Source organism: Rhizobium sp. FY34 (assembly GCF_005222845.1).
Taxonomy (GTDB): Bacteria; Pseudomonadota; Alphaproteobacteria; order Rhizobiales; family Rhizobiaceae; genus Neorhizobium.
Window position 1 is genome coordinate 244,771 of sequence record NZ_STFZ01000006.1, and the last position, 20,769, is coordinate 265,539.

Genomic DNA, 20,769 nt, shown 5'->3' on the forward strand with positions numbered 1-20,769 from the left:
TTGGTACTGGATCATACAGCGCTGTAATAGAATATGGATCAGTTGGCGGGAGACCCTATGCAACGCCGTGAACCCATCTCCACCTTTGGCCAGTTCGCAGAAGCGATCTCGCTTGTATCCCAGGGCCGCCCCGGCCATATCGTCGATACGCTGATTGCCGAACGCGGCACACGGATCATCCACCATCCGCTCTGGCCGGTCATGCGGCCATTTCTCTATGCGCTGCTGCGCTATGGCAAGGCGATCGAATTTGCCAACGCAATCGAAAGCCTGTCCGGCTTCCAGTCCTTCGAGCATCTGAGTGATATCCTGCATCTGGATATCCGCGTGCACAATGCCGAGCGCATTCCAAGCTCCGGCGGCTTCATCCTCGTCAGCAACCACCCGACAGGCATTGCCGATGGCGTGGCGGTGTTTGACCTCTTGAAGGCCCACCGGCCGGACATGGTGTTCTTTGCCAATCGCGATGCCGTGCGCGTCAATCCGCGCTTTTCGGAAATGATCATTCCGGTGGAATGGCGCGAGCAGCACAAGACGAAGCTGAAGGCCCGCGAAACGCTGAAGCTCACCCATCATGCAGTGGAAAAGGGCAAGGTCACCGTGCTGTTTCCCTCTGGCCGCATCGCCTACTGGGATAATGGCCGGCTGAATGAGCGCCCGTGGAAGACGTCCGTCGTCAGCCTTGCCCGCAAATACAATCTGCCGATCCTGCCCATGCACATGAAGGCGCGCAATTCCGGCCTGTTCTACTGGTTTGCCAAATGGTCGACCGAACTGCGCGACATGACGGTTTTCTACGAGCTGTTGAACAAGAAGGGTGATCTCTTCGATTTCACCATTGGCCAGATGATCCAGCCGGATGAACTGGAGGGGGATCCGGTCGAGGTGACGAGGGCGCTGGAGAAACACACGGTGCTTGACCTGGCATCTCAACCGGATGCGCGGTTTGTTCGCTTGGGAGAGAGTGTGCCCGCCTGATTTCGGTTCCCTTTTGTTCCGCGTCGAGGCATGGTCCCGCGCCATGGGAAAAGATTCGTCCGATCTCTTCGGCGCGCTGTTTGATGCGCCCAAGCTGAACCGATCCGTGCCGGTTCTGGTGCCCTTGCCGGTGCCGGAAGCCTATAGCTATGCCGTGCCGGAGGGCATGGCAGTGCAGTCGGGCTCTGTCGTACAGGTGCCGCTTGGTCCGCGCCAGGTGATCGGCGTTGTCTGGGATGGCGGAGAGGATCTGCGCCTTGACCCGAAGAAGCTGCGCCCCATCACGCTTGCATTCGATTGTCCGCCGCTGACAGTGGACATGCGCCGCTTCATCGATTGGGTCTCCTCCTATACGCTGTCGCCGCCGGGTCTGGTTGCCCGCATGGCGGTGCGTGCGCCGGCAGCGCTTGATCCGGAACCGATGGTGGAGGCCCTGCGCTTTCGCGGCGGCCAGCCGGAACGCTTGACACCGGCCCGTGCCCGCATCCTCGATCTTGTTACGGAAGACCTGCCCTGGACGCGCAGCGGCCTGTCGCATGCCGCCGGCGTGTCGCCCAGCGTCATCGATGGCCTCGTCAAGCAGGGCCTGTTCGAGACGGTTTTCCTGCCGCCGCCGCCGGTCGTGGCGCTGCCCGATCCGGATTATGTCGAACCGCGCATCGAAGGTCCGCAGAAACAGGCAGCTTCGGAAATTGTCGAAAGCATGCAGGCTGGCGGCTTTTCCGCCTCGCTGATTGATGGCGTGACGGGATCGGGCAAGACGGAGGTCTATTTCGAGGCCATCGCCGAGGCGCTACGCAAGGGCAAGCAGGTGCTGATCCTTCTGCCGGAAATCGCCCTGACCGCCAGCTTTCTGGAGCGTTTCCAGGATCGTTTTGGCGCAAAGCCTGCCGAATGGCATTCGGATCTGGCGCCGCGCATGCGCGAAAAGGTCTGGCGCGGGGTGGTGACGGGCGAGGTGCGTGTGGTGGCCGGCGCGCGCTCGGCGCTCTTCCTGCCGTTTGAGGAACTGGGCCTTATCGTTGTCGATGAGGAGCATGATCCGGCCTATAAGCAGGAGGACCGTGTCTTCTACAATGCCCGCGACATGGCCGTGGTGCGCGCCCGGATCGGTGATTTTCCGGTCGTGCTGGTCTCGGCCACGCCCTCCGTCGAAAGTCAGGTGAACGGCCAGACCGGACGCTATCACATGGTCCATCTTCCGACGCGCTTTGGCGATGCGGCCATGCCGGATCTGCATCTGGTCGACATGCGCCGTCATGCGCCAGAACGCGGCGGCTTTCTGTCGCCCGTGCTTCTGCGGGCGGTGAAGAGAACCCTCGAAAAGGGCCAGCAGGCCCTGCTCTTCCTCAATCGGCGCGGCTATGCGCCGCTCACGCTCTGCCGCGTCTGTGGCCACCGGTTCCAATGCCCGCAATGTTCCAGCTGGCTGGTGGAACATCGTTTCAAGGAACAGATCCAGTGCCATCAATGCGGCTATTCGGAAAGGACGCCGGAAGCCTGCCCGGAATGCGGCACGTTTGACCATCTGGTGGCCTGTGGCCCCGGTGTCGAGCGGATTGCCGAAGAGGTGGAAAAACATTTTCCCGATGCCCGCACCATCGTCATGTCCTCGGATCTTCTGGGCGGCGTCAAGCGTCTGCGGTTGGAACTGGAAGCGATCGCCAAGGGCGAGGCGGATATCGTCATCGGCACGCAGCTGGTCGCCAAGGGGCATAATTTTCCGTTGATGACGCTGGTCGGCATTATCGATGCCGATCTGGGTCTGGCCAATGGCGATCCGCGCGCGGCAGAGCGCACCTTCCAGCTCTTGAGCCAGGTCACCGGTCGTGCCGGGCGGACCGGCTTGAAAAGCCACGGACTTTTGCAAACCTATCAGCCGCAGCATCCGGTCATGCAGGCGATCGTATCCGGCGATGCCTCGGCCTTCTACGAGCGCGAGATTGGCGAACGGGAAAAGGCCCTGCTGCCGCCGTTCGGTCGTCTCGCCTCCATCATCGTCTCTGCTGATTCGCGGGTCGATGCCGAAGCGCATGCGCGCGGGCTGCGCGCTGCCGCTCCACAGGTCTCCGGCATTGCCGTGCTGGGGCCGGCCGAAGCGCCGCTTGCGTTGGTGCGTGGCCGCCATCGCTTCCGGCTGCTGGTGCATGGGAGGCGCAACAGCGACATGCAGGCCTATCTGCGTCAGATGCTGGCCAATGGGCCGAAGGTGCGCGGCACGGTGCATGTGCAACTGGATGTCGATCCGCAAAGCTTTCTATGAGAATCAGCGCTCTCCTGCTAAGTCCGGCCAACCCCCAAAGACATTTCGATCCAGGATCCGGCATGGAACTCTATTTCCCAAGCGAACTTCCCGAACAGCTGGCTTTCTTTGGTGCCGCAGCAGCGGCCCTTATCGGCCTTTTCCTTTTTCTCCTGCCGCAGACGGCCCTCAAGCTTGGCGGCTTTATGGTCGGTGAGGTGACGCCGGATGGCTATGCCGCAACACGCGCCAGCGGCGGGCTCTATCTAGGCCTTGCTCTTGCAGCCCTGCTTCTGGCGCAGGACTGGACCTATCTGGCGCTTGGCGCCGCAATGGCCATGGCGGCGATTGGCCGTCTGCTCTCGGCGCTTTTGGACCGGGCTGTCACGCCGCGCAATATTGTCCTGGCTCTGCTTCAGGTTGTTGTCGGCGGCCTGCCGCTCGCTTACGTGCTCGGCTACTTCGCAGTCTGAGGGTGCGGCCAGTGCAGGCGGTCAACACGATTTGTGCACAGATCGGCGCAGAATCGTCGCAAGCCCTTGCTTCTGAGGCTGTTTCGGGTGCTGCGCGTGTTGCGAGTCCCCACGTCCTATGCTAGACGAACCGCGAATTTCGGAAAAAGGTTGAGGCTTGCCTCTGCCGAAATTAAGAAAAAGAAGCAAATTCAAGCGTTTGTCTGACCTCCGAAAACAGGCCAGGCGCTTGAATGAAAATCAGGGAAATTGTGCCCGTGGCAGACACATCCCAGCGGACTTCCAGCGTTGCTGACCGTTACGCATCTTCCCTGTTCGAGCTTGCGCTCGAAGCAGGCGCTATCGATCAGGTGCGCGCAGATCTTGACCGTTTTCAGGCAATGATCGACGACAGCGATGATCTCAAGCGGCTGATCGCCAGCCCGGTCTTCTCATCCGAAGATCAGGCGCGTGCCATCGTTGCTTTGTCCGACAAGGCCGGCATCAAGGGTCTCGTCGCAAACTTCCTGAAGGTTGTCGCCGGCAACCGTCGCCTGTTTGCGCTGCCAGGCATGATTCGCGGTTACCGCGATATCGTCGCCCGTCATCGCGGTGAACTGACTGCCGAGGTCGTCTCGGCCCATGCGCTTTCGCAAGCGCAGGAAAACGAACTGAAGTCGGCGCTGAAGGGCGTGACGGGCAGGGATGTCTCTCTGGATGTCGCCGTCGATCCGTCGATTCTCGGTGGTCTGATCGTCAAGGTCGGGTCCCGCCAGATCGACACGTCTCTCCGCACCAAACTTTCCACCCTTAAGCTTGCACTGAAAGAGGTTGGCTGATGGATATCCGCGCCGCGGAAATTTCCGCAATTCTGAAAGATCAAATCAAGAATTTCGGCCAGGAGGCTGAGGTCTCTGAAGTTGGTCAGGTTCTCTCCGTCGGTGACGGTATCGCCCGCGTCTATGGTCTGGACAATGTCCAGGCCGGCGAAATGGTCGAGTTTCCCGGTGGCATCCGCGGTATGGCGCTGAACCTCGAAGCCGACAATGTTGGCGTGGTTATCTTCGGCGCCGACCGTGACATCAAGGAAGGCGACACCGTCAAGCGGACCGGCGCTATCGTTGACGTGCCGATCGGCCCGGAACTTCTCGGCCGCGTCGTTGATGCGCTGGGCAACCCGATCGACGGCAAGGGCCCGATCAATGCGACCCGTCGTTCGCGCGTCGATGTCAAGGCTCCCGGTATCATTCCGCGCAAGTCGGTTCATGAGCCGATGTCGACCGGCCTCAAGGCCATCGACGCCCTGATCCCGGTTGGTCGCGGCCAGCGCGAGCTTGTCATCGGCGACCGCCAGACCGGCAAGACCGCCATCATTCTCGATACGATCCTGAACCAGAAGGCTATCCACGATAACGGCCCGGACGGCGAAAAGCTGTTCTGCGTGTACGTGGCTGTTGGTCAGAAGCGTTCGACCGTTGCTCAGTTCGTCAAGGTTCTCGAAGAGCGTGGCGCGCTGCAGTATTCGATCATCGTGGCGGCAACCGCCTCTGATCCGGCTCCGATGCAGTACCTGGCTCCGTTTGCCGGCTGCGCCATGGGCGAATACTTCCGTGACAATGGCCAGCACGCCCTGATCGCTTACGACGACCTGTCGAAGCAGGCTGTTGCCTATCGTCAGATGTCGCTGCTGCTGCGCCGTCCGCCGGGCCGCGAAGCCTATCCGGGCGACGTTTTCTATCTCCATTCGCGTCTTCTCGAGCGCGCCGCCAAGATGGGCGACGCTGCCGGTGCGGGATCGCTGACGGCTCTGCCGGTCATCGAAACTCAGGGTAACGACGTTTCGGCCTTCATCCCGACCAACGTGATCTCGATCACCGACGGCCAGATCTTCCTCGAAACCGACCTGTTCTACCAGGGCATCCGCCCGGCCGTGAATGTGGGTCTCTCGGTTTCGCGCGTTGGTTCTGCCGCTCAGATCAAGGCCATGAAGCAGGTTGCCGGCTCCATCAAGGGTGAGCTTGCGCAGTACCGCGAAATGGCGGCATTTGCTCAGTTCGGCTCCGACCTCGATGCCTCGACGCAGCGTCTCTTGAACCGCGGTGCACGCCTAACCGAACTTCTGAAGCAGCCGCAGTTCTCGCCGCTGAAGACGGAAGAGCAGGTCTCGGTGATCTTCGCTGGCGTCAATGGTTATCTGGACAAGCTGCCGGTTGCAGATGTCGGCAAGTTCGAACAGGGCCTGCTGAACTACCTGCGCACCGAAGGTAAGGCCATCCTGGATGCCATCCGCACCGAAAAGCAGCTGTCGGATGATACCCGCGCCAAGCTGAAGGCTGCGCTGGAAACCTTCGCCAAGTCTTTCGCCTGAACGCAAAAGTCTAAGGACCGATAACGGATGCCTTCACTTAAGGATCTGAAAAACCGGATCGCCTCCGTCAAGGCGACGCAGAAGATCACCAAGGCGATGAAAATGGTCGCCGCGGCGAAGCTGCGCCGTGCGCAGGAGGCAGCGGAAGCTGCTCGTCCCTACGCGGAACGGATGACAAATGTCCTGGCAGGGCTGAGCGCCGCCAACGCAGACAATGCGGAAGCGCCGCTCCTGCTCGCAGGCACCGGTAAGAACCAGACGCATCTGCTCATCGTCGCAACGGGCGAACGCGGCTTGGCCGGGGGGTTCAACTCCTCAATCATCCGCATGGCCCGCGACCATGCGCTGAAGCTGCTTGCGGAAGGCAAGACCGTCAAGATCCTGACTGTCGGTCGCAAGGGCAACGATATTCTGCGCCGTACATTCCGCGAAAACATCGTGGATTACGTCACGTTTCGTGAAGTCAAGCAGCTTGGCTTCACCAATGCGAACATGGTCGCGCAGAAGGTTCTCACGCTGTTTGAAGCGGGGGAGTTTGACGTTGCGACGCTGTTCTACGCCCGCTTCCAGTCGGTGATTTCGCAGGTCGCAACGGCCCAGCAGATCATTCCGGCCAAGTTCGAGGCAAATGCAGCGCCCGAAACGAGCGCACTCTACGAATATGAGCCGAGTGAGCAGGAAATCCTGGAGGATCTTTTGCCGCGCAATGTCGCAGTGCAGATCTTCCGTGCCCTGCTGGAGAACAACGCTTCCTTCTACGGCGCGCAGATGTCCGCAATGGACAGTGCAACGCGCAATGCCGGTGACATGATCAACAAGCTGACGCTATCCTACAACCGCCAGCGTCAGGCCCAGATCACGAAGGAACTCATTGAAATCATTTCGGGCGCGGAAGCGCTCTGAAGGCCCAAGAAAGAAGGGTAAGACACAATGGCTAGAGCAGCGACCCTGAATACCACCTCGATGTCCACGAGCACGTCCGTCGGTCGTGTCACGCAGGTTATCGGCGCCGTGGTTGACGTTACGTTCGACGGCGCACTGCCGGCAATTCTGAACGCACTGGAAACCGACAACAATGGCAATCGCCTTGTTCTCGAAGTGGCCCAGCATCTCGGCGAAAATGCCGTCCGCACCATCGCCATGGATTCGACCGAAGGTCTCGTCCGCGGCCAGAAGGTCATGGATACCGGTTCGCCGATCATGGTTCCGGTCGGTGACGAAACGCTTGGCCGCATCATCAACGTCATCGGCGAGCCGGTTGACGAACTCGGCCCGATCCCGACGGAAGCCCGTCGCGGCATTCACCAGCCGGCTCCGGAATATGTCGATCAGGCAACGGATTCGCAGATCCTCGTGACCGGCATCAAGGTTGTCGATCTCTTGGCACCTTACGCCAAGGGCGGAAAGATCGGCCTGTTCGGCGGCGCTGGCGTTGGCAAGACCGTTCTCATCATGGAACTGATCAACAACGTCGCCAAGGCACACGGTGGTTACTCCGTATTCGCCGGCGTTGGTGAGCGTACCCGTGAGGGCAACGACCTTTACCACGAAATGATCGAATCCAAGGTCAATGTCGATCCGCATGAAAACGGTGGTTCTGCTGCCGGTTCCAAATGCGCGCTCGTCTATGGCCAGATGAACGAGCCTCCGGGCGCACGCGCACGCGTTGCTCTGACCGGTCTTACCATCGCGGAAGACTTCCGCGACAAGGGTCAGGACGTTCTGTTCTTCGTCGATAACATCTTCCGCTTTACCCAGGCTGGTTCGGAAGTGTCGGCTCTTCTCGGCCGTATTCCTTCGGCCGTGGGTTATCAGCCGACGCTTGCCACCGACATGGGCGCCCTGCAGGAGCGCATCACGACGACGAACAAGGGCTCGATCACCTCGGTTCAGGCCATCTACGTTCCTGCCGACGACTTGACCGACCCGGCACCGGCAACCTCGTTCGCCCACTTGGACGCAACGACGGTTCTGTCGCGTTCGATTGCCGAAAAGGGCATCTATCCGGCCGTTGACCCGCTCGACTCCACGTCGCGCATGCTCGACCCGATCGTGATCGGCGAAGAGCACTACAACGTCGCCCGTAAGGTTCAGTCGACACTGCAGCGCTACAAGGCTCTGCAGGACATCATCGCCATCCTCGGCATGGACGAACTGTCGGAAGACGACAAGCAGACGGTTGCCCGCGCCCGCAAGATCGAGCGCTTCCTGTCGCAGCCCTTCCACGTTGCTGAAATCTTCACCGGCTCGCCGGGCAAGCTGGTTTCGCTCGAAGACACGATCAAGGGCTTCAAGGGCCTGGTCAACGGCGATTACGACCATCTGCCGGAGGCCGCCTTCTACATGGTTGGCTCCATTGAGGAAGCCATCGAGAAGGCCAAGAAGCTGGCTGCTGCCGCTTGATGATCAACAGACGGCGCATGCAACAGCATGCGCCGCTCTTTTCCGCATAACGCCCCTGAGAAGTGGACCGTCATGGCCGACACTTTCGATTTTGAACTGGTTTCGCCCGAGCGCCTGCTCGTTTCCGAGAAGGTGACGGAAGTCATCATTCCCGCGACGCTTGGCGAAATGACCGTGCTGGCAAAGCATGCCCCGACGATGACGACCATCAAGGCGGGTGTTGTCCGGGTGAAGCTTGCCTCCGGCGCGACGCAGAAATATGTCGTTTTCGGCGGTTTTGCAGATATCCTGCCGACTGGCTGCACTGTGCTTGCCGAATCTGCCATTCCCCAGGAAGAGGCAAGCCGCGATATGTTCGACAAGCGCATTGCTGCGCTTCGTGCGGATATCTCGGATGCGCCGACGGATGAGCATCGCACGAAGCTCGAGCAGATGATGTCGGAACTGACCCATGTGCATAATTCCGTTATGCCGGGCTGAGCTGGATTTTCTGAAGAGCACTGATAAAGGCCGGGCCTCGTGTCCGGCTTTTGCCGTTTTGGCTATCGCGCATCGGCAAGGATCATCTCTGCGCCTCTTTCTGCCACCATCATCACCGGGGCATTGATATTACCGGCGGTGATATTGGGAAAGATCGAGGCATCGACGACCCGCAGGCCCGGTATGCCATGCGCTCTCAACCGCGCATCCACCACGGCGCGCTGCTGGTTCGGGCCCATCGCGCAGGTGCCGCAGAGATGATAGATTGATCCGCTATTTTGCCGGAAGTAGTCGATCAGAGCCTCGTCCTCCTCAATGGCGGGAGAGGGTGAAATCTCCGCCTCCACCCAGTCGGATAGCGCACCGGTACCGGCAATGCGGCGCATCAGGCGCATGCCCTGCAGTGCTTCGCGCAGATCATCGGCATGCGTCAGGTAGTTTGGCTGGATAAGGGGAGGGCTCGCGGCATTGGCATCGGACAGCCTGATCTCGCCGCGGCTTTTTGGGCGGCAGGCGCTGAACGCCATCAGGAAGCCTTCATAGGGTTCCGGCTGCAATCCGGCCTTCGGGTTGCTGGGAATTCGATAGGACAGCGGATTGAAGTAGAGCTGTAAATTGGGGCGCTCCTCACGCGCGTCACCGCGAAAGAAGCCACCCGCCTGGTTGACGCTCATGGCAAACGGACCGCTTCGGTTCAAGAGATAGCGCAGGCCCATGCTCGCCTTGCCCAACAGGCTTGCAAAGCTGCCATTCAGGGTGGGATGCCGGGAACGATAGTAGAAGCTGGCGCAGAGATGGTCCTGCAGATTGCGACCGACGGCCGGCAGGTGGTGGCGCGTCGATATGCCCAGCGTCTGGAGGTTCTGGCCATCGCCAATGCCGGACAGTTGCAAAAGATGCGGCGTGTGAACGGCGCCTGCACTCAGGATCACCTCTCGCCCGGCATAGAATCGGTGGGTCTGCCCCTCCTGCACCAGTTCGACGCCGATTGTTCGTCTGTCTTCGCCAAACAACAGGCGTTGCGCCTGCGCATTCTGGGCGATGGTCAGATTGCGGCGGTTGGCGGCGGGACGCAGGTATTCCGCACCGGAATGTGAGCGCTGCCCATCGCGAGTGTTGATGTCATAAACGCCGGCGCCCTCCAGCGTTGCGCCGTTGAAATCGCGATTGGCGGGCAGGCCAAGCTCCATGCAGGCGGCAAGAAAGACGGTGCTCGCCTTGTGGATGTCGCGCCGCATCGGCGTCACGTGGATCTTGCCGCGATCTCCATGCCAGTCGCCTGCGCCATCGCCATGGGTTTCCAGACGCTTGAAGAGAGGCAATACGTCGTCTGCTCCCCAGCCGGGATTTCCCGCCGCCTTCCAGTCGTCGAAATCTTCTGCGGCCCCACGCAGGTAGATCATCGCATTGATGGCGCCGGAACCGCCTAGCACCTTGCCGCGTGGAACATAGATGCGACGGTTGCCAAGCTCGGCTTCCGGCTCGCTCCAATACATCCAGTTGAGCGCGGGATTGTAATAGCTCTTGGCATAGCCGATCGGGATTTTCAGCCAGAAGGAGCGGTCACTGCCGCCCGCCTCGATCAGCAGCACCCGGTAGTGTCCGCTTTCGCTCAGCCTGTCAGCCAGGATACAGCCGGCAGATCCGGCACCGACGATGATGAAATCGAACTCCACCATCGTGTCACCCCTTGGCCGGAGAAAACTGTTTCACATCGGCTGCATCTGCAGCCATTTGCAGATGCAGCCTTTCGCCGCGATAGGGCGTGTGCGCGGCAATCACATCTTGGTTCAGTTCCACGCCAAGGCCGGGTTCGCGCGAGGGAATGAGATAGCCGTCCTCGACCTTCAGTTTCGTTTTCAGCACTTCGGCATGGAAGCCACCGAAGTCTATGATCGATTCATGGATCAGGAAATTCGGGCTTGCGGCGGAAAGCTGGATGCTGGCGGCAGCCCCGACCGGTCCATTATAGAGATGCGGCGCGATCTCGACATAAAACGCTTCCGCCATGCCGGCGATCTTCTTGGCTTCCATGAGACCGCCGACGCGGGCCACATTCATTTGCAGGATGGAGGCCGCCCCTTCCTGCAGCACGCGCTGGAACTCATACTTGGTCGTCAGCCGTTCGCCGGTGGAGATAGGGATCGAAGTTGCTCGCGCCACGCTTGCCATGGCCGCTTCCTGGCCGGGCGGCACCGGTTCTTCGAACCATAGCGGATCATAGGGTTCCAGCCGCTTGGCAAGACGAATGGCAGAGGCCGGCACCATCTGTCCATGCGTGCCGAAGAGAATATCGGCCTTGGCGCCCACGGCCGCACGGATCTTGCGACAGAAGGTCTCGCAGCGCTCCATCACGCCGAGCGACAGGTGGTGCCCGCTATATTGCGTATAGGGTCCGGCCGGATCGAACTTCACGGCGGTAAAGCCCATCTCCACCATGCGCCGGGCTTCGTCTGCCGCCAGATCCGGATCACCGTAGTCATACTCGCCGGCTGCGTTTTTCGGATAGAGATAGGTATAGGCGCGCAGTTTCTCATGCACGGTGCCGCCCAGAAGATCGGCGACCGGACGTCCGGCTGCCTTGCCGATAATGTCCCAGCAGGCAATTTCGAGGCCCGAGACGATGCCCATCATGGTGAGGTCGGGGCGCTGGGTAAAGCCGCTTGAATAGGCGGCGCGCCAGAAGCGTTCGATCCGGTGCGGATCGTAACCTTCCAGATAGCGCTGGAAGACATCCTCGATCAGCGGCACAAGGGCGTTCGGGTCAAACCCGGTCGCGTAGATTTCGCCCAGACCACGGATGCCGCATGCCGTTTCCAGTTCCACGAAGATCCAGTACATGCCGCCGATATGGGGCGGTGGAACGGCAACCACATGGGTGGAGAGCGAAACAACCCGCATCATCGTCCTCCCAGAACCACAAGCCGCGTCTGGGTGAATTCCAGCATGCCGTGCTTGCCGTCATCACCGCCAAGGCCGGAGCGTTTCCAGCCCGCATGGTAGCCCTGATAGGGATCGGCCGGGAAGCGGTTGATGTAAAGCTCGCCGGCTTCGATGCTGGTCGTCGCTTGCATCACCTTGGCATAATCGTTGGAAAACAGCACTGAGGCGAGCCCGTATTGGCTGTCGCTGGCCATGGCCAAAGCCTCATCGAAATGGGCATAGGCAAGAACGGGCAGCACGGGGCCGAAGATTTCCTCCTGAACGATCTCCATGTCCTGCCGGCAGCGTGACAGCAGCGTCGGCGGATAGAAGTAACCTGGACCATCGGGCAGCACGCCGCCGCATTCTAGCACGGCGCCGTCCGCAATGGCGCGTGTCACCATGCCATGCAGCCTGTCGCGGGCGGCCCCGTTTGCCAGAGGCCCCATCACATCCGGCTCCATGGCACGATCGCCGAAGCGGCGGGCGGCAAAACCGGTCCGCAATCTGTCAAGCAGCGCATCATGGACAGAGGCATGCACGTAAAGCCGCTCGACGGAGGTGCAGACCTGGCCGCAATGGGCGGTTTTTGCCGCAAGCAGCATTGTAGCCACCCGGTCGAGATCGGCATCCGGCTCGATGATCACCGGCGTCTTGCCGCCGAGTTCCAGCGATGGCTTGGCAATGTTCTGCTTGGCATAGTCAAGAACCATGCGGCCGGCGGACACGCTGCCGGTCAACGTGATCATCCCCACCTCGGCTCGGGTGCAGAGAGTTGCCGCCACTTCATGCGTCATGGTGAGAATGCTGATCAGCCCCTCCGGCAGGTCTGCCGCCTCGATGGCTCTGGCAAAGGCGAAGGCAGAGGTCGGGGTCAGGTTGCTCGGCCTTGCGATGACCGCATTGCCGGCAATCAGCGCCGGCGCAATCTTGCGCACCAGCGTGTAGATTGGAAAGTTGAAGGGGATGAGGCAGGCCACCACGCCGATCGGCACGCGCTGCAGCAGCAGCGTTTCGTTCGGCGTATCGCTCTCGATCACCTCGCCTTCGATGCGCCGCGCCCATTCGGCGTGATAGCGCATCAGCTCCACGCCATAGCCCACTTCGGCAATGGCATCGGCAAGGCTCTTACCGCTCTCGAGCGCCAGCGCTGCACCGATTGCGGCGGCCTGTTGCTCCAGGCATTCCGCCAGCCTGCGCAGTGCCTGGCCGCGCTCGATGGCCGGCAGTCTGGCCCAGGTTTTCTGCGCCCTTGCGGCCTGCGCCACTGCCTCGATCACCTCGGTATCGGTTGCCGCGGGAACGCCGGCAAAGACAAGGCCTGTTGCCGGGTTGCGCACCTCGATCATCGCATCGGTTTTGGGCGCGACGAAGCTGCCACCAATAAAGTTGCGCAATGGGGTCACGGGGCTTGGCCTCCCTGGTTACAGGAAAAGCAGCCTTGGAACATCGTCGCAGCCGTCAGCGCCGGCCATCGCCGCATTGCAAGCTCCCCCCTGTCATTTTTCATTAAACCAGAGTGTGAGGGCCGCCGTCACCTGTTTTTATCGCGCGCTTGCGCCATGTCATGCGTTGGACGAACAGCCGCTATAGGCTTTGAACCTTGCAGCGAAGGAGGACGGGATGAAGGTTGGGATCGTAGGCGCCGGCATGGTCGGCAGTTCGGCGGGCTATGCGCTGGCATTGACGGGCACCGCAAGCGAGGTCGTGCTGGTCGATATGAATGAAAAACTGGCGGTTGCGCAGGCGGAAGACATCGCCCATGCCACGCCCTTCTATTCGGCCACTACCGTTTCGGCAGGGGCCTATCACGACCTGAAGGATGCCGGCGTGGTGATCCTTGCCTGCGGCGTCAGCCAGAAACCCGGCGAGGATCGGCTGGCGCTTCTGGAGCGCAATGCCGACGTGTTTCGCCAGGTGGTGGGCGAAGTGCTGTCCGTTGCGCCGGATGCCATCCTGCTGATTGCCTCCAACCCGGTCGATATCATGACGGATATCACCACGCGGCTCTCCGGCCTTAGCCCCCAGCGGGTCATCGGGTCGGGCACCATTCTCGATACGGCGCGGTTCCGCAGCCTGCTTGGCCGGCATCTGGAAATCTCGCCCCAATCCGTACACGCCTATGTGCTGGGCGAACATGGCGATAGCGAAGTGCTGACCTGGTCGAATGCGCGCGCCGGCTCGGTATCCGTTGCCTCCTTTGCCGATCAGGTGGGGCGACCGCTGACCTCTGCCGTGCGCGCCGAGATCGACAACAATGTCCGCAATGCCGCCTATCGCATCATCGAAGGCAAGGGCTCGACCTATTACGGTATTGGCGCCGGGCTTGCCCGCATCGTCAAGGCCATTGCGCTCGATCAGCGGGCCGTGCTGTCGGTGTCCATCGTCACGCCGCAGGTGGAAGGCGTGACCGATGTTGCGCTGTCAGTGCCCCGCGTTATCGGTGCAGCCGGCGTGCTGATGGACCTTCTTCCGGAACTGGATGATGAGGAACATGCAGCCCTTGGCCGCAGTGCGCGGCTTCTGAAGGAGAAATCCGCGCCGATCCGGCTCTGATCTCTCGTCTGTCGGCCGCGGTTGACGGACACCCTGCGCTAGGGTCACAACTGTCCTTGCGTCTTCTGGCGCGGGAGGACGATATGATCGACAAGCTGGAATTCTTCATTGCGCTGGCCGGTGCCCAGCATTTTGGCCGGGCGGCCGAGGAATGCGGTATTTCGCAGCCAACACTGTCGGCGGCCATCCGCCAGCTGGAAGATCAGCTCGGGGTCATGCTGGTCGTGCGCGGCTCGCGTTTCCAGGGACTGACACCGGAAGGCCAGCGCGTGCTGGAATGGGCGCGGCGCATCGTTGGCGATACCCGCACGATGCGCGAGGAAATGCGCGCCGCCCGCAAGGGTCTGGCCGGGCATATCCGGCTGGCCGTCATTCCAACGGCGCTGGCCATGGTACCAAGGCTGACCGAGCCCTTCCAGGCCCGCCATCCGGATGTGACCTTCTCGGTTACCTCGCGCACGTCCTTGCAAGTGCTCAGCCAGCTCGAAAATCTCGAGATCGACGCCGGCATCACCTATCTCGACAATGAGCCGCTCGGTCGCGTCACCACCGTGCCGCTCTATTCGGAGCGCTATCACCTGATTGCGGCGGCTGGCACGCCGCTGGCCGATCGCGATAGCGTGACGTGGAAGGAAGTTTCCGGTCTTCGGCTTTGTCTATTGACGCCGGACATGCAAAATCGCCGCATTATCAACAAGCACATGGCGGAAGCCGGCGTCTGGGCCAAGCCCACGCTCGAATCCAATTCGATGATCGTATTGTTTTCCCATATCCGCACCGGCCAATGGGCCTCCATCATGCCGCGCAATGTGGCGGAATCCTTCGGTTTTCCTGAACAGATCCGGATGATTCCGATCACCGATCCGGATGCCGAACATCTGGTCGGTCTCGTGGTAACCCATCGTGAACCTCATACGCCTTTGGTCTCGGGCCTGTTGCATGAGGCCAGATCCCGCGCTGCAGCATCTGCCTTTGATAGAAATGTCCTATCGTCCGACGGAAAGCCGCTATTGACCTAGTGCCTGCAAACGGAAAACTTATCATCTAGCAAAAACAGAGCGGTTTGCTGACATAGCTTCGATTTCCAGCAGATCCGAAGCAGCAGGCCATGAACGACACGCTTGTGTGGCCTGCTTTGCGTCGGTTTGGGAGGACTGACAGATGAATATACGTGCGGTCGTGCCGAATGAGGCCAGCCGGGTTTCCGAAATAATTGATCACTGTCGGCACTTGGAAGGGCCTATGTTGCCGATCCTGCACAAGGTGCAGGAGGAATTCGGCTATATTCCCGAAAGCGCCAGGCAGGTGATTGCTGAAGCGTTGAACCTGTCTCGCGCCGAAGTGCATGGCGTCGTCACCTTCTATCATGATTTTCGCAGCCATCCGGCAGGCCGTCATACGCTGAAGCTCTGTCGCGCCGAAGCCTGCCAGTCCATGGGATGCGATGCGCTCTCCCTGAAACTGAAGGGCATGCTCGGCATTGACTGGCATGAGACGACGGCCGATGGCGCGGTGACGCTGGAGCCGGTCTTCTGTCTTGGTCTCTGTGCCCAGGCGCCGGCTGCCATGCTGGATGGCGAGCTTTATGCCCGACTGGACGAAGACTGTCTGACCGACATGGTTGCGGAGATGCGCCGATGAGCGTGACCCTATTCGTTCCTCGCGATGCCGCAAGTCTGGCTGTTGGCGCAGACAAGGTTGCCGCCGCCATTGTAAGCGAAGCTGCGACCCGCAACCTTGATGTCCGCGTGGTGCGCAACGGTTCGCGCGGCATGCTGTGGCTGGAAGTGCTTGTGGAAGTGCGCACCGATCATGGCCGCGTCGCCTACGGCCCGGTCAAGGCCTCCGATGTCGCCTCGCTGTTTGATGCCGGCTTCCTGACCGGAGGCGAACATCCACTGGCCCATGGACTGACAGCCGAAATTCCCTTCCTCAAAGGTCAGACGCGGCTGACCTTTGCCCGCTGCGGCGTGACCGATCCTCTGTCGCTGGAGGATTACCGCCACTACCAGGGCCTCAAAGGGCTCGCCAAGGCCATTGCCATGGCGCCGGATGCCATCATTGCCGAGGTGACCGAAAGCGGCCTTCGCGGTCGCGGTGGTGCGGGTTTCCCGACCGGCATCAAATGGAAGACGGTCGCCGGCGCTGTGGCGGATCAGAAATACATCGTCTGCAATGCCGATGAAGGCGATAGCGGCACCTTTGCCGACCGGATGATCATGGAGGGCGATCCCTTCGTTCTGATCGAAGGCATGGCGATTGCCGGCATCGCGGTCGGAGCCACAAAGGGCTATATCTACACGCGCTCGGAATATCCGCATGCCATTGCCATGATGGAAGAGGCAATCGAGATTGCGAGGGCTGCGGGCATTCTAGGCGCCTCCGTTATGGGCTCGCCTTACGCCTTCGATATGGAAGTGCGCATGGGCGCTGGTGCCTATGTCTGCGGCGAGGAAACCTCGCTGCTCAATTCGCTGGAAGGCAAGCGCGGCATTGTGCGCGCCAAGCCGCCGCTTCCAGCGCTTGAAGGCCTGTTCGGCAAGCCGACAGTGGTCAACAATGTCATGTCGCTTGCCTCCATCCCCGTCATTCTGGATCGGGGAGCCTCTTTCTATCGTGATTTCGGCGTCGGTCGCTCGCATGGCACGATCCCGATCCAGCTGGCCGGCAATCTGAAGCATGGTGGGCTTTACGAGACGGCCTTCGGCCTGCCGCTCGGCCAACTGATCAACGATATCGGTGGCGGCACGATTTCCGGCCGTGCGGTCAAGGCCGTGCAGGTCGGCGGGCCGCTCGGCGCCTATTTCCCGCCCTCGCTGTTCGACACGATTTTTGACTACGAATCCTTCACCGCCGCCGGCGGGCTTATCGGCCATGCAGGCTTGGTGGTCTTCGATGACACGGTCGATATGCTGAACCAGGCGCGTTTTGCCATGGAATTCTGTGCGGTGGAAAGCTGCGGCAAGTGCACACCCTGCCGCATCGGCTCGACGCGCGGCGTCGAAGTGGTTGACAAGATCGCCAAGGGCATCGAGCCGGAAAAGAACAAGGTGCTGCTGGAAGACCTTTGCAACACCATGAAATTCGGCTCGCTCTGTGCGCTTGGCGGCTTCACGCCCTATCCTGTGATGAGCGCCATGACGCATTTTCCGCAGGATTTTGCGGCCACGCCTGTGGTGGAGGCTGCGGAATGATGCGGCTTACGCGGCTCACCCCCCTCTGGCCTGCCGGCCATCTCCCCCTCAAGGGGGGAGATCAGCAAGCGGCCAGCGCTTTGCCAAAAAACACTCGACGCATGCCTGTGCTTCGTCCTGCAAGGCTAATGGTGGCCGCTGACAGTTGCGCCTTTCCGATCTCCCCCCTTGAGGGGGAGATGGCCGGCAGGCCAGAGGGGGGTAGTACCCCCTACTCTAATCCTATGTTCATCCAGACGTTCAAACAGGAGGCCATCCATGCCCCTCGTTCCTGAAATCGACTACGGTACACCCGCATCGACATCGACCGACATGGTGACGCTCACCATCGATGGTCGCGCGATCACAGTGCCGACCGGCACCTCGATCATGCGCGCCTCGATGGAGGCCGGCATCCAGGTGCCAAAACTCTGCGCCACAGACATGGTCGATGCCTTCGGCTCCTGCCGCCTCTGTTTGATCGAGGTGGAGGGCCGTAACGGCACCCCTGCCTCCTGCACCACGCCAGTGGCACCTGGCCTTGTCGTCCACACCCAGACGGAGCGGCTGAAGGCCATCCGCAAGGGCGTGATGGAGCTTTATATCTCCGACCATCCGCTCGATTGTCTGACCTGCGCTGCCAACGGCGATTGCGAGTTGCAGGACATGGCCGGTGCCGTCGGGTTGCGCGATGTGCGATACGGCTATGAAGGCGAGAACCATGTGAAGGCGCGCTCCGGTGCCGGTGAGGTCAACGCCCAGTGGCTGCCGAAGGATGAGAGCAATCCTTACTTCACCTATGATCCGTCCAAATGCATCGTCTGTTCGCGCTGCGTGCGCGCCTGCGAAGAGGTGCAGGGCACATTTGCGCTGACGATCGAAGGTCGTGGATTTGACAGCCGCGTATCCCCCGGCGCGCATGAAGCCTTTATGTCATCCGAATGCGTCTCCTGCGGCGCCTGCGTGCAGGCCTGTCCGACAGCAACGCTGACGGAAAAATCGGTGATCGCAATCGGCCAGCCGGAGCATTCGCTCGTCACCACCTGCGCCTATTGCGGCGTCGGCTGTTCCTTCAAGGCGGAAATGCGCGGCGAAGAGCTGGTGCGCATGGTGCCCTGGAAGGATGGACAGGCCAATCGCGGCCATTCATGCGTCAAGGGTCGGTTCGCCTATGGTTACGCAAGCCACAAGGACCGCATCCTCAATCCGATGATCCGCGAGAAGATTTCCGATCCATGGCGCGAGGTTAGCTGGGAAGAGGCCTATGCCTATGTGGCATCCGAATTCCGCCGTATCCAGTATCAATATGGCCGCGAATCCATCGGTGGCATCACCTCTTCGCGCTGCACGAATGAAGAGACCTATCTCGTGCAGAAGCTCATCCGCGCCGGCTTCGGCAATAACAATGTCGATACCTGCGCTCGCGTCTGCCATTCACCCACCGGCTATGGTCTTGGCCAGGCCTTCGGCACCTCTGCCGGCACGCAGAATTTCGATTCGGTCGAGCATTCGGATGTGGTTCTTGTCATCGGCGCCAATCCGACGGATGGCCACCCGGTATTCGGCTCGCGGCTGAAGAAGCGGCTGCGCAAGGGCGCCAAGCTCATCGTCATTGATCCGCGCCGCATTGATCTGGTCAAGACACCGCATGTGGAGGCAGCCTTCCATCTGCCGCTGAAGCCCGGCACCAATGTCGCCGTTCTCACCGCACTCGCCCACGTCATCGTCACCGAAGGCCTGTTCGCCGAGGCTTTCATTCGCGAGCGTTGCGACTGGTCGGAATTTGAGGATTGGGCCGGTTTCGTCTCTGAGCCGCAGCATTCGCCGGAAGAGACGGAAATATTTACCGGCGTCCCGGCCGAAGCTTTGCGCGGTGCCGCCCGCTTGTTTGCCAAGGGCGGCAATGGCGCGATCTATTATGGTCTGGGCGTTACCGAACACAGCCAGGGCTCCACCACCGTGATGGCGATTGCCAATCTCGCCATGGTCACCGGCAATATCGGTCGTCCGGGCGTCGGTGTTAACCCGCTGCGCGGCCAGAACAATGTCCAGGGCTCCTGCGACATGGGTTCCTTCCCGCATGAACTTCCGGGTTATCGCCACGTCTCTGATGATGCGACCCGCGAAACCTTCGAGAAGCTCTGGGGTGTGACGCTGAGCAACGAGCCGGGCCTGCGCATTCCCAATATGCTGGATGCCGCCGTCGATGGCACGTTCAAGGGCATCTATATCCAGGGCGAGGATATTTTGCAGTCCGACCCGGATACCAAGCATGTCTCGGCAGGACTCGCTGCGATGGAATGCGTCGTCGTGCACGATCTCTTCCTCAACGAGACGGCCAATTACGCGCATGTCTTCCTGCCGGGCTCCACTTTCCTGGAAAAGGATGGCACGTTTACCAATGCCGAGCGACGCATCAACCGCGTGCGCAAGGTCATGAGCCCTAAGAACGGTTATGCGGATTGGGAAGTGACCCAGAAGCTGGCGCAGGCCATGGGGCTGTCGTGGAACTACAGCCATCCGTCGCAGATCATGGACGAGATTGCCGCCACCACGCCAAGCTTTGCCGGTGTCTCCTATGACTATCTGGAAAAGATGGGTTCGGTGCAGTGGCCCTGCAACGAAAAATTCCCGGTCGGCTCGCCGATCATGCATGTGGATGGCTTCGTGCGTGGCAAGGGTAAGTTTATCCGCACGGAATATGTGGCAACCGACGAACGCACAGGCCCGCGCTTCCCGCTTCTGCTCACCACTGGCCGCATTCTCAGCCAATACAATGTCGGCGCGCAGACACGCCGCACGGAAAATGTCGTCTGGCATGAGGAAGACCGGCTGGAAGTGCATCCGCATGATGCTGAACAGCGCGGCATTAAGGATGGCGACTGGGTGAATCTTGCAAGCCGCGCCGGTGAAACGACGCTGCGGGCGTTGATTACCGATCGTGTCGCACCGGGTGTCATCTACACAACCTTCCATCACCCCAATACGCAGGCCAATGTCATCACCACGGACTTTTCCGACTGGGCGACCAATTGCCCGGAATACAAGGTCACGGCCGTGCAGATTTCACCGTCCAACGGGCCGACAGATTGGCAGGAGGATTATGAGGAACTGAGCCGTCGTTCTCGCCGCATCATGGGCAAGCTGGAAGCGGCGGAATGATACCCACCACCCGCAGCGTGGACGAAATATGCG

The 20,769-nt window shown here is 60.7% G+C and carries 16 protein-coding genes; 13 read left to right on the forward strand and 3 right to left on the reverse strand.

The window, feature by feature from the left end; genetic code table 11:
* The first annotated feature begins 57 nt into the window (after nt 1-57).
* The 8 genes from E8M77_RS04480 to E8M77_RS04515 all read left to right on the forward strand — a co-directional run bounded on the left by E8M77_RS04480 (nt 58) and on the right by E8M77_RS04515 (nt 8,923).
* The gene (locus tag E8M77_RS04480; RefSeq protein ID WP_137129414.1) at nt 58-978 is read left to right on the forward strand and encodes a 1-acyl-sn-glycerol-3-phosphate acyltransferase; all 921 of its coding nucleotides are present in this window, start codon (nt 58-60) and stop codon (nt 976-978) included.
* Nucleotides 979-1,021: 43 nt separating this feature from the next.
* Nucleotides 1,022-3,241 carry a primosomal protein N' gene (locus E8M77_RS04485; RefSeq protein WP_137129415.1) on the forward strand — a complete coding sequence of 740 codons (2,220 nt, stop codon included), beginning with the start codon at nt 1,022-1,024 and terminating at the stop codon, nt 3,239-3,241.
* A 62-nt stretch (nt 3,242-3,303) separates the two neighbouring features.
* Nucleotides 3,304-3,693, forward strand: a complete 390-nt coding sequence (locus E8M77_RS04490; protein WP_137129416.1) for a DUF4345 family protein — start codon at nt 3,304-3,306, stop codon at nt 3,691-3,693.
* Nucleotides 3,694-3,944: 251 nt separating this feature from the next.
* Nucleotides 3,945-4,511, forward strand: coding sequence for a F0F1 ATP synthase subunit delta (locus tag E8M77_RS04495; protein WP_170975745.1), 567 nt, complete (start codon nt 3,945-3,947; stop codon nt 4,509-4,511).
* Nucleotides 4,511-6,040 (forward strand): F0F1 ATP synthase subunit alpha, encoded by a 1,530-nt coding sequence (atpA, locus tag E8M77_RS04500; protein WP_137129418.1) that lies wholly within the window; start codon nt 4,511-4,513, stop codon nt 6,038-6,040. Before E8M77_RS04495 ends, atpA begins: the two co-directional genes overlap by 1 nt.
* A gap of 27 nt (nt 6,041-6,067) precedes the next feature.
* Nucleotides 6,068-6,943, forward strand: a complete 876-nt coding sequence (locus tag E8M77_RS04505; RefSeq protein ID WP_137129419.1) for a F0F1 ATP synthase subunit gamma — start codon at nt 6,068-6,070, stop codon at nt 6,941-6,943.
* A 27-nt stretch (nt 6,944-6,970) separates the two neighbouring features.
* A complete protein-coding gene (atpD, locus tag E8M77_RS04510) occupies nt 6,971-8,443 on the forward strand; it encodes a F0F1 ATP synthase subunit beta (protein WP_170975741.1) in 1,473 nt (490 codons plus the stop codon).
* 72 nt (nt 8,444-8,515) lie between these two features.
* Nucleotides 8,516-8,923, forward strand: a complete 408-nt coding sequence (locus tag E8M77_RS04515) for a F0F1 ATP synthase subunit epsilon (protein WP_137129420.1) — start codon at nt 8,516-8,518, stop codon at nt 8,921-8,923.
* Nucleotides 8,924-8,985: 62 nt separating this feature from the next.
* Here E8M77_RS04515 and E8M77_RS04520 read toward each other — a convergent pair whose 3' ends face one another.
* From E8M77_RS04520 to E8M77_RS04530, 3 genes are read right to left on the reverse strand one after another with little or no spacing between them, the layout of a single operon-like run.
* The gene (locus tag E8M77_RS04520) at nt 8,986-10,602 is read right to left on the reverse strand and encodes a GMC family oxidoreductase N-terminal domain-containing protein (protein WP_137129421.1); all 1,617 of its coding nucleotides are present in this window, start codon (nt 10,600-10,602) and stop codon (nt 8,986-8,988) included.
* A gap of 4 nt (nt 10,603-10,606) precedes the next feature.
* The gene (locus tag E8M77_RS04525) at nt 10,607-11,824 is read right to left on the reverse strand and encodes a mandelate racemase/muconate lactonizing enzyme family protein (protein ID WP_137129422.1); all 1,218 of its coding nucleotides are present in this window, start codon (nt 11,822-11,824) and stop codon (nt 10,607-10,609) included.
* Nucleotides 11,824-13,251 (reverse strand): aldehyde dehydrogenase family protein, encoded by a 1,428-nt coding sequence (locus E8M77_RS04530; protein WP_137129423.1) that lies wholly within the window; start codon nt 13,249-13,251, stop codon nt 11,824-11,826. Before E8M77_RS04530 ends, E8M77_RS04525 begins: the two co-directional genes overlap by 1 nt.
* A 217-nt stretch (nt 13,252-13,468) precedes the next feature.
* On the opposite strand from E8M77_RS04530, the gene E8M77_RS04535 reads away from it, so the two are divergent.
* The 5 genes from E8M77_RS04535 to fdhF all read left to right on the forward strand — a co-directional run bounded on the left by E8M77_RS04535 (nt 13,469) and on the right by fdhF (nt 20,736).
* Nucleotides 13,469-14,401, forward strand: coding sequence for an L-lactate dehydrogenase (locus E8M77_RS04535; protein ID WP_137129424.1), 933 nt, complete (start codon nt 13,469-13,471; stop codon nt 14,399-14,401).
* Nucleotides 14,402-14,484: 83 nt separating this feature from the next.
* Nucleotides 14,485-15,420 carry a LysR family transcriptional regulator gene (locus E8M77_RS04540; RefSeq protein WP_137129425.1) on the forward strand — a complete coding sequence of 312 codons (936 nt, stop codon included), beginning with the start codon at nt 14,485-14,487 and terminating at the stop codon, nt 15,418-15,420.
* 142 nt (nt 15,421-15,562) lie between these two features.
* Nucleotides 15,563-16,042, forward strand: coding sequence for a formate dehydrogenase subunit gamma (locus E8M77_RS04545; RefSeq protein WP_137129426.1), 480 nt, complete (start codon nt 15,563-15,565; stop codon nt 16,040-16,042).
* The gene (locus E8M77_RS04550; RefSeq protein ID WP_137129427.1) at nt 16,039-17,595 is read left to right on the forward strand and encodes an NADH-quinone oxidoreductase subunit NuoF; all 1,557 of its coding nucleotides are present in this window, start codon (nt 16,039-16,041) and stop codon (nt 17,593-17,595) included. Before E8M77_RS04545 ends, E8M77_RS04550 begins: the two co-directional genes overlap by 4 nt.
* 258 nt (nt 17,596-17,853) lie before the next feature.
* On the forward strand, nt 17,854-20,736 hold the full coding sequence (fdhF, locus tag E8M77_RS04560) for a formate dehydrogenase subunit alpha (RefSeq protein ID WP_137129428.1): 2,883 nt from the start codon (nt 17,854-17,856) through the stop codon (nt 20,734-20,736).
* The last annotated feature ends 33 nt before the right edge of the window (nt 20,737-20,769 follow it).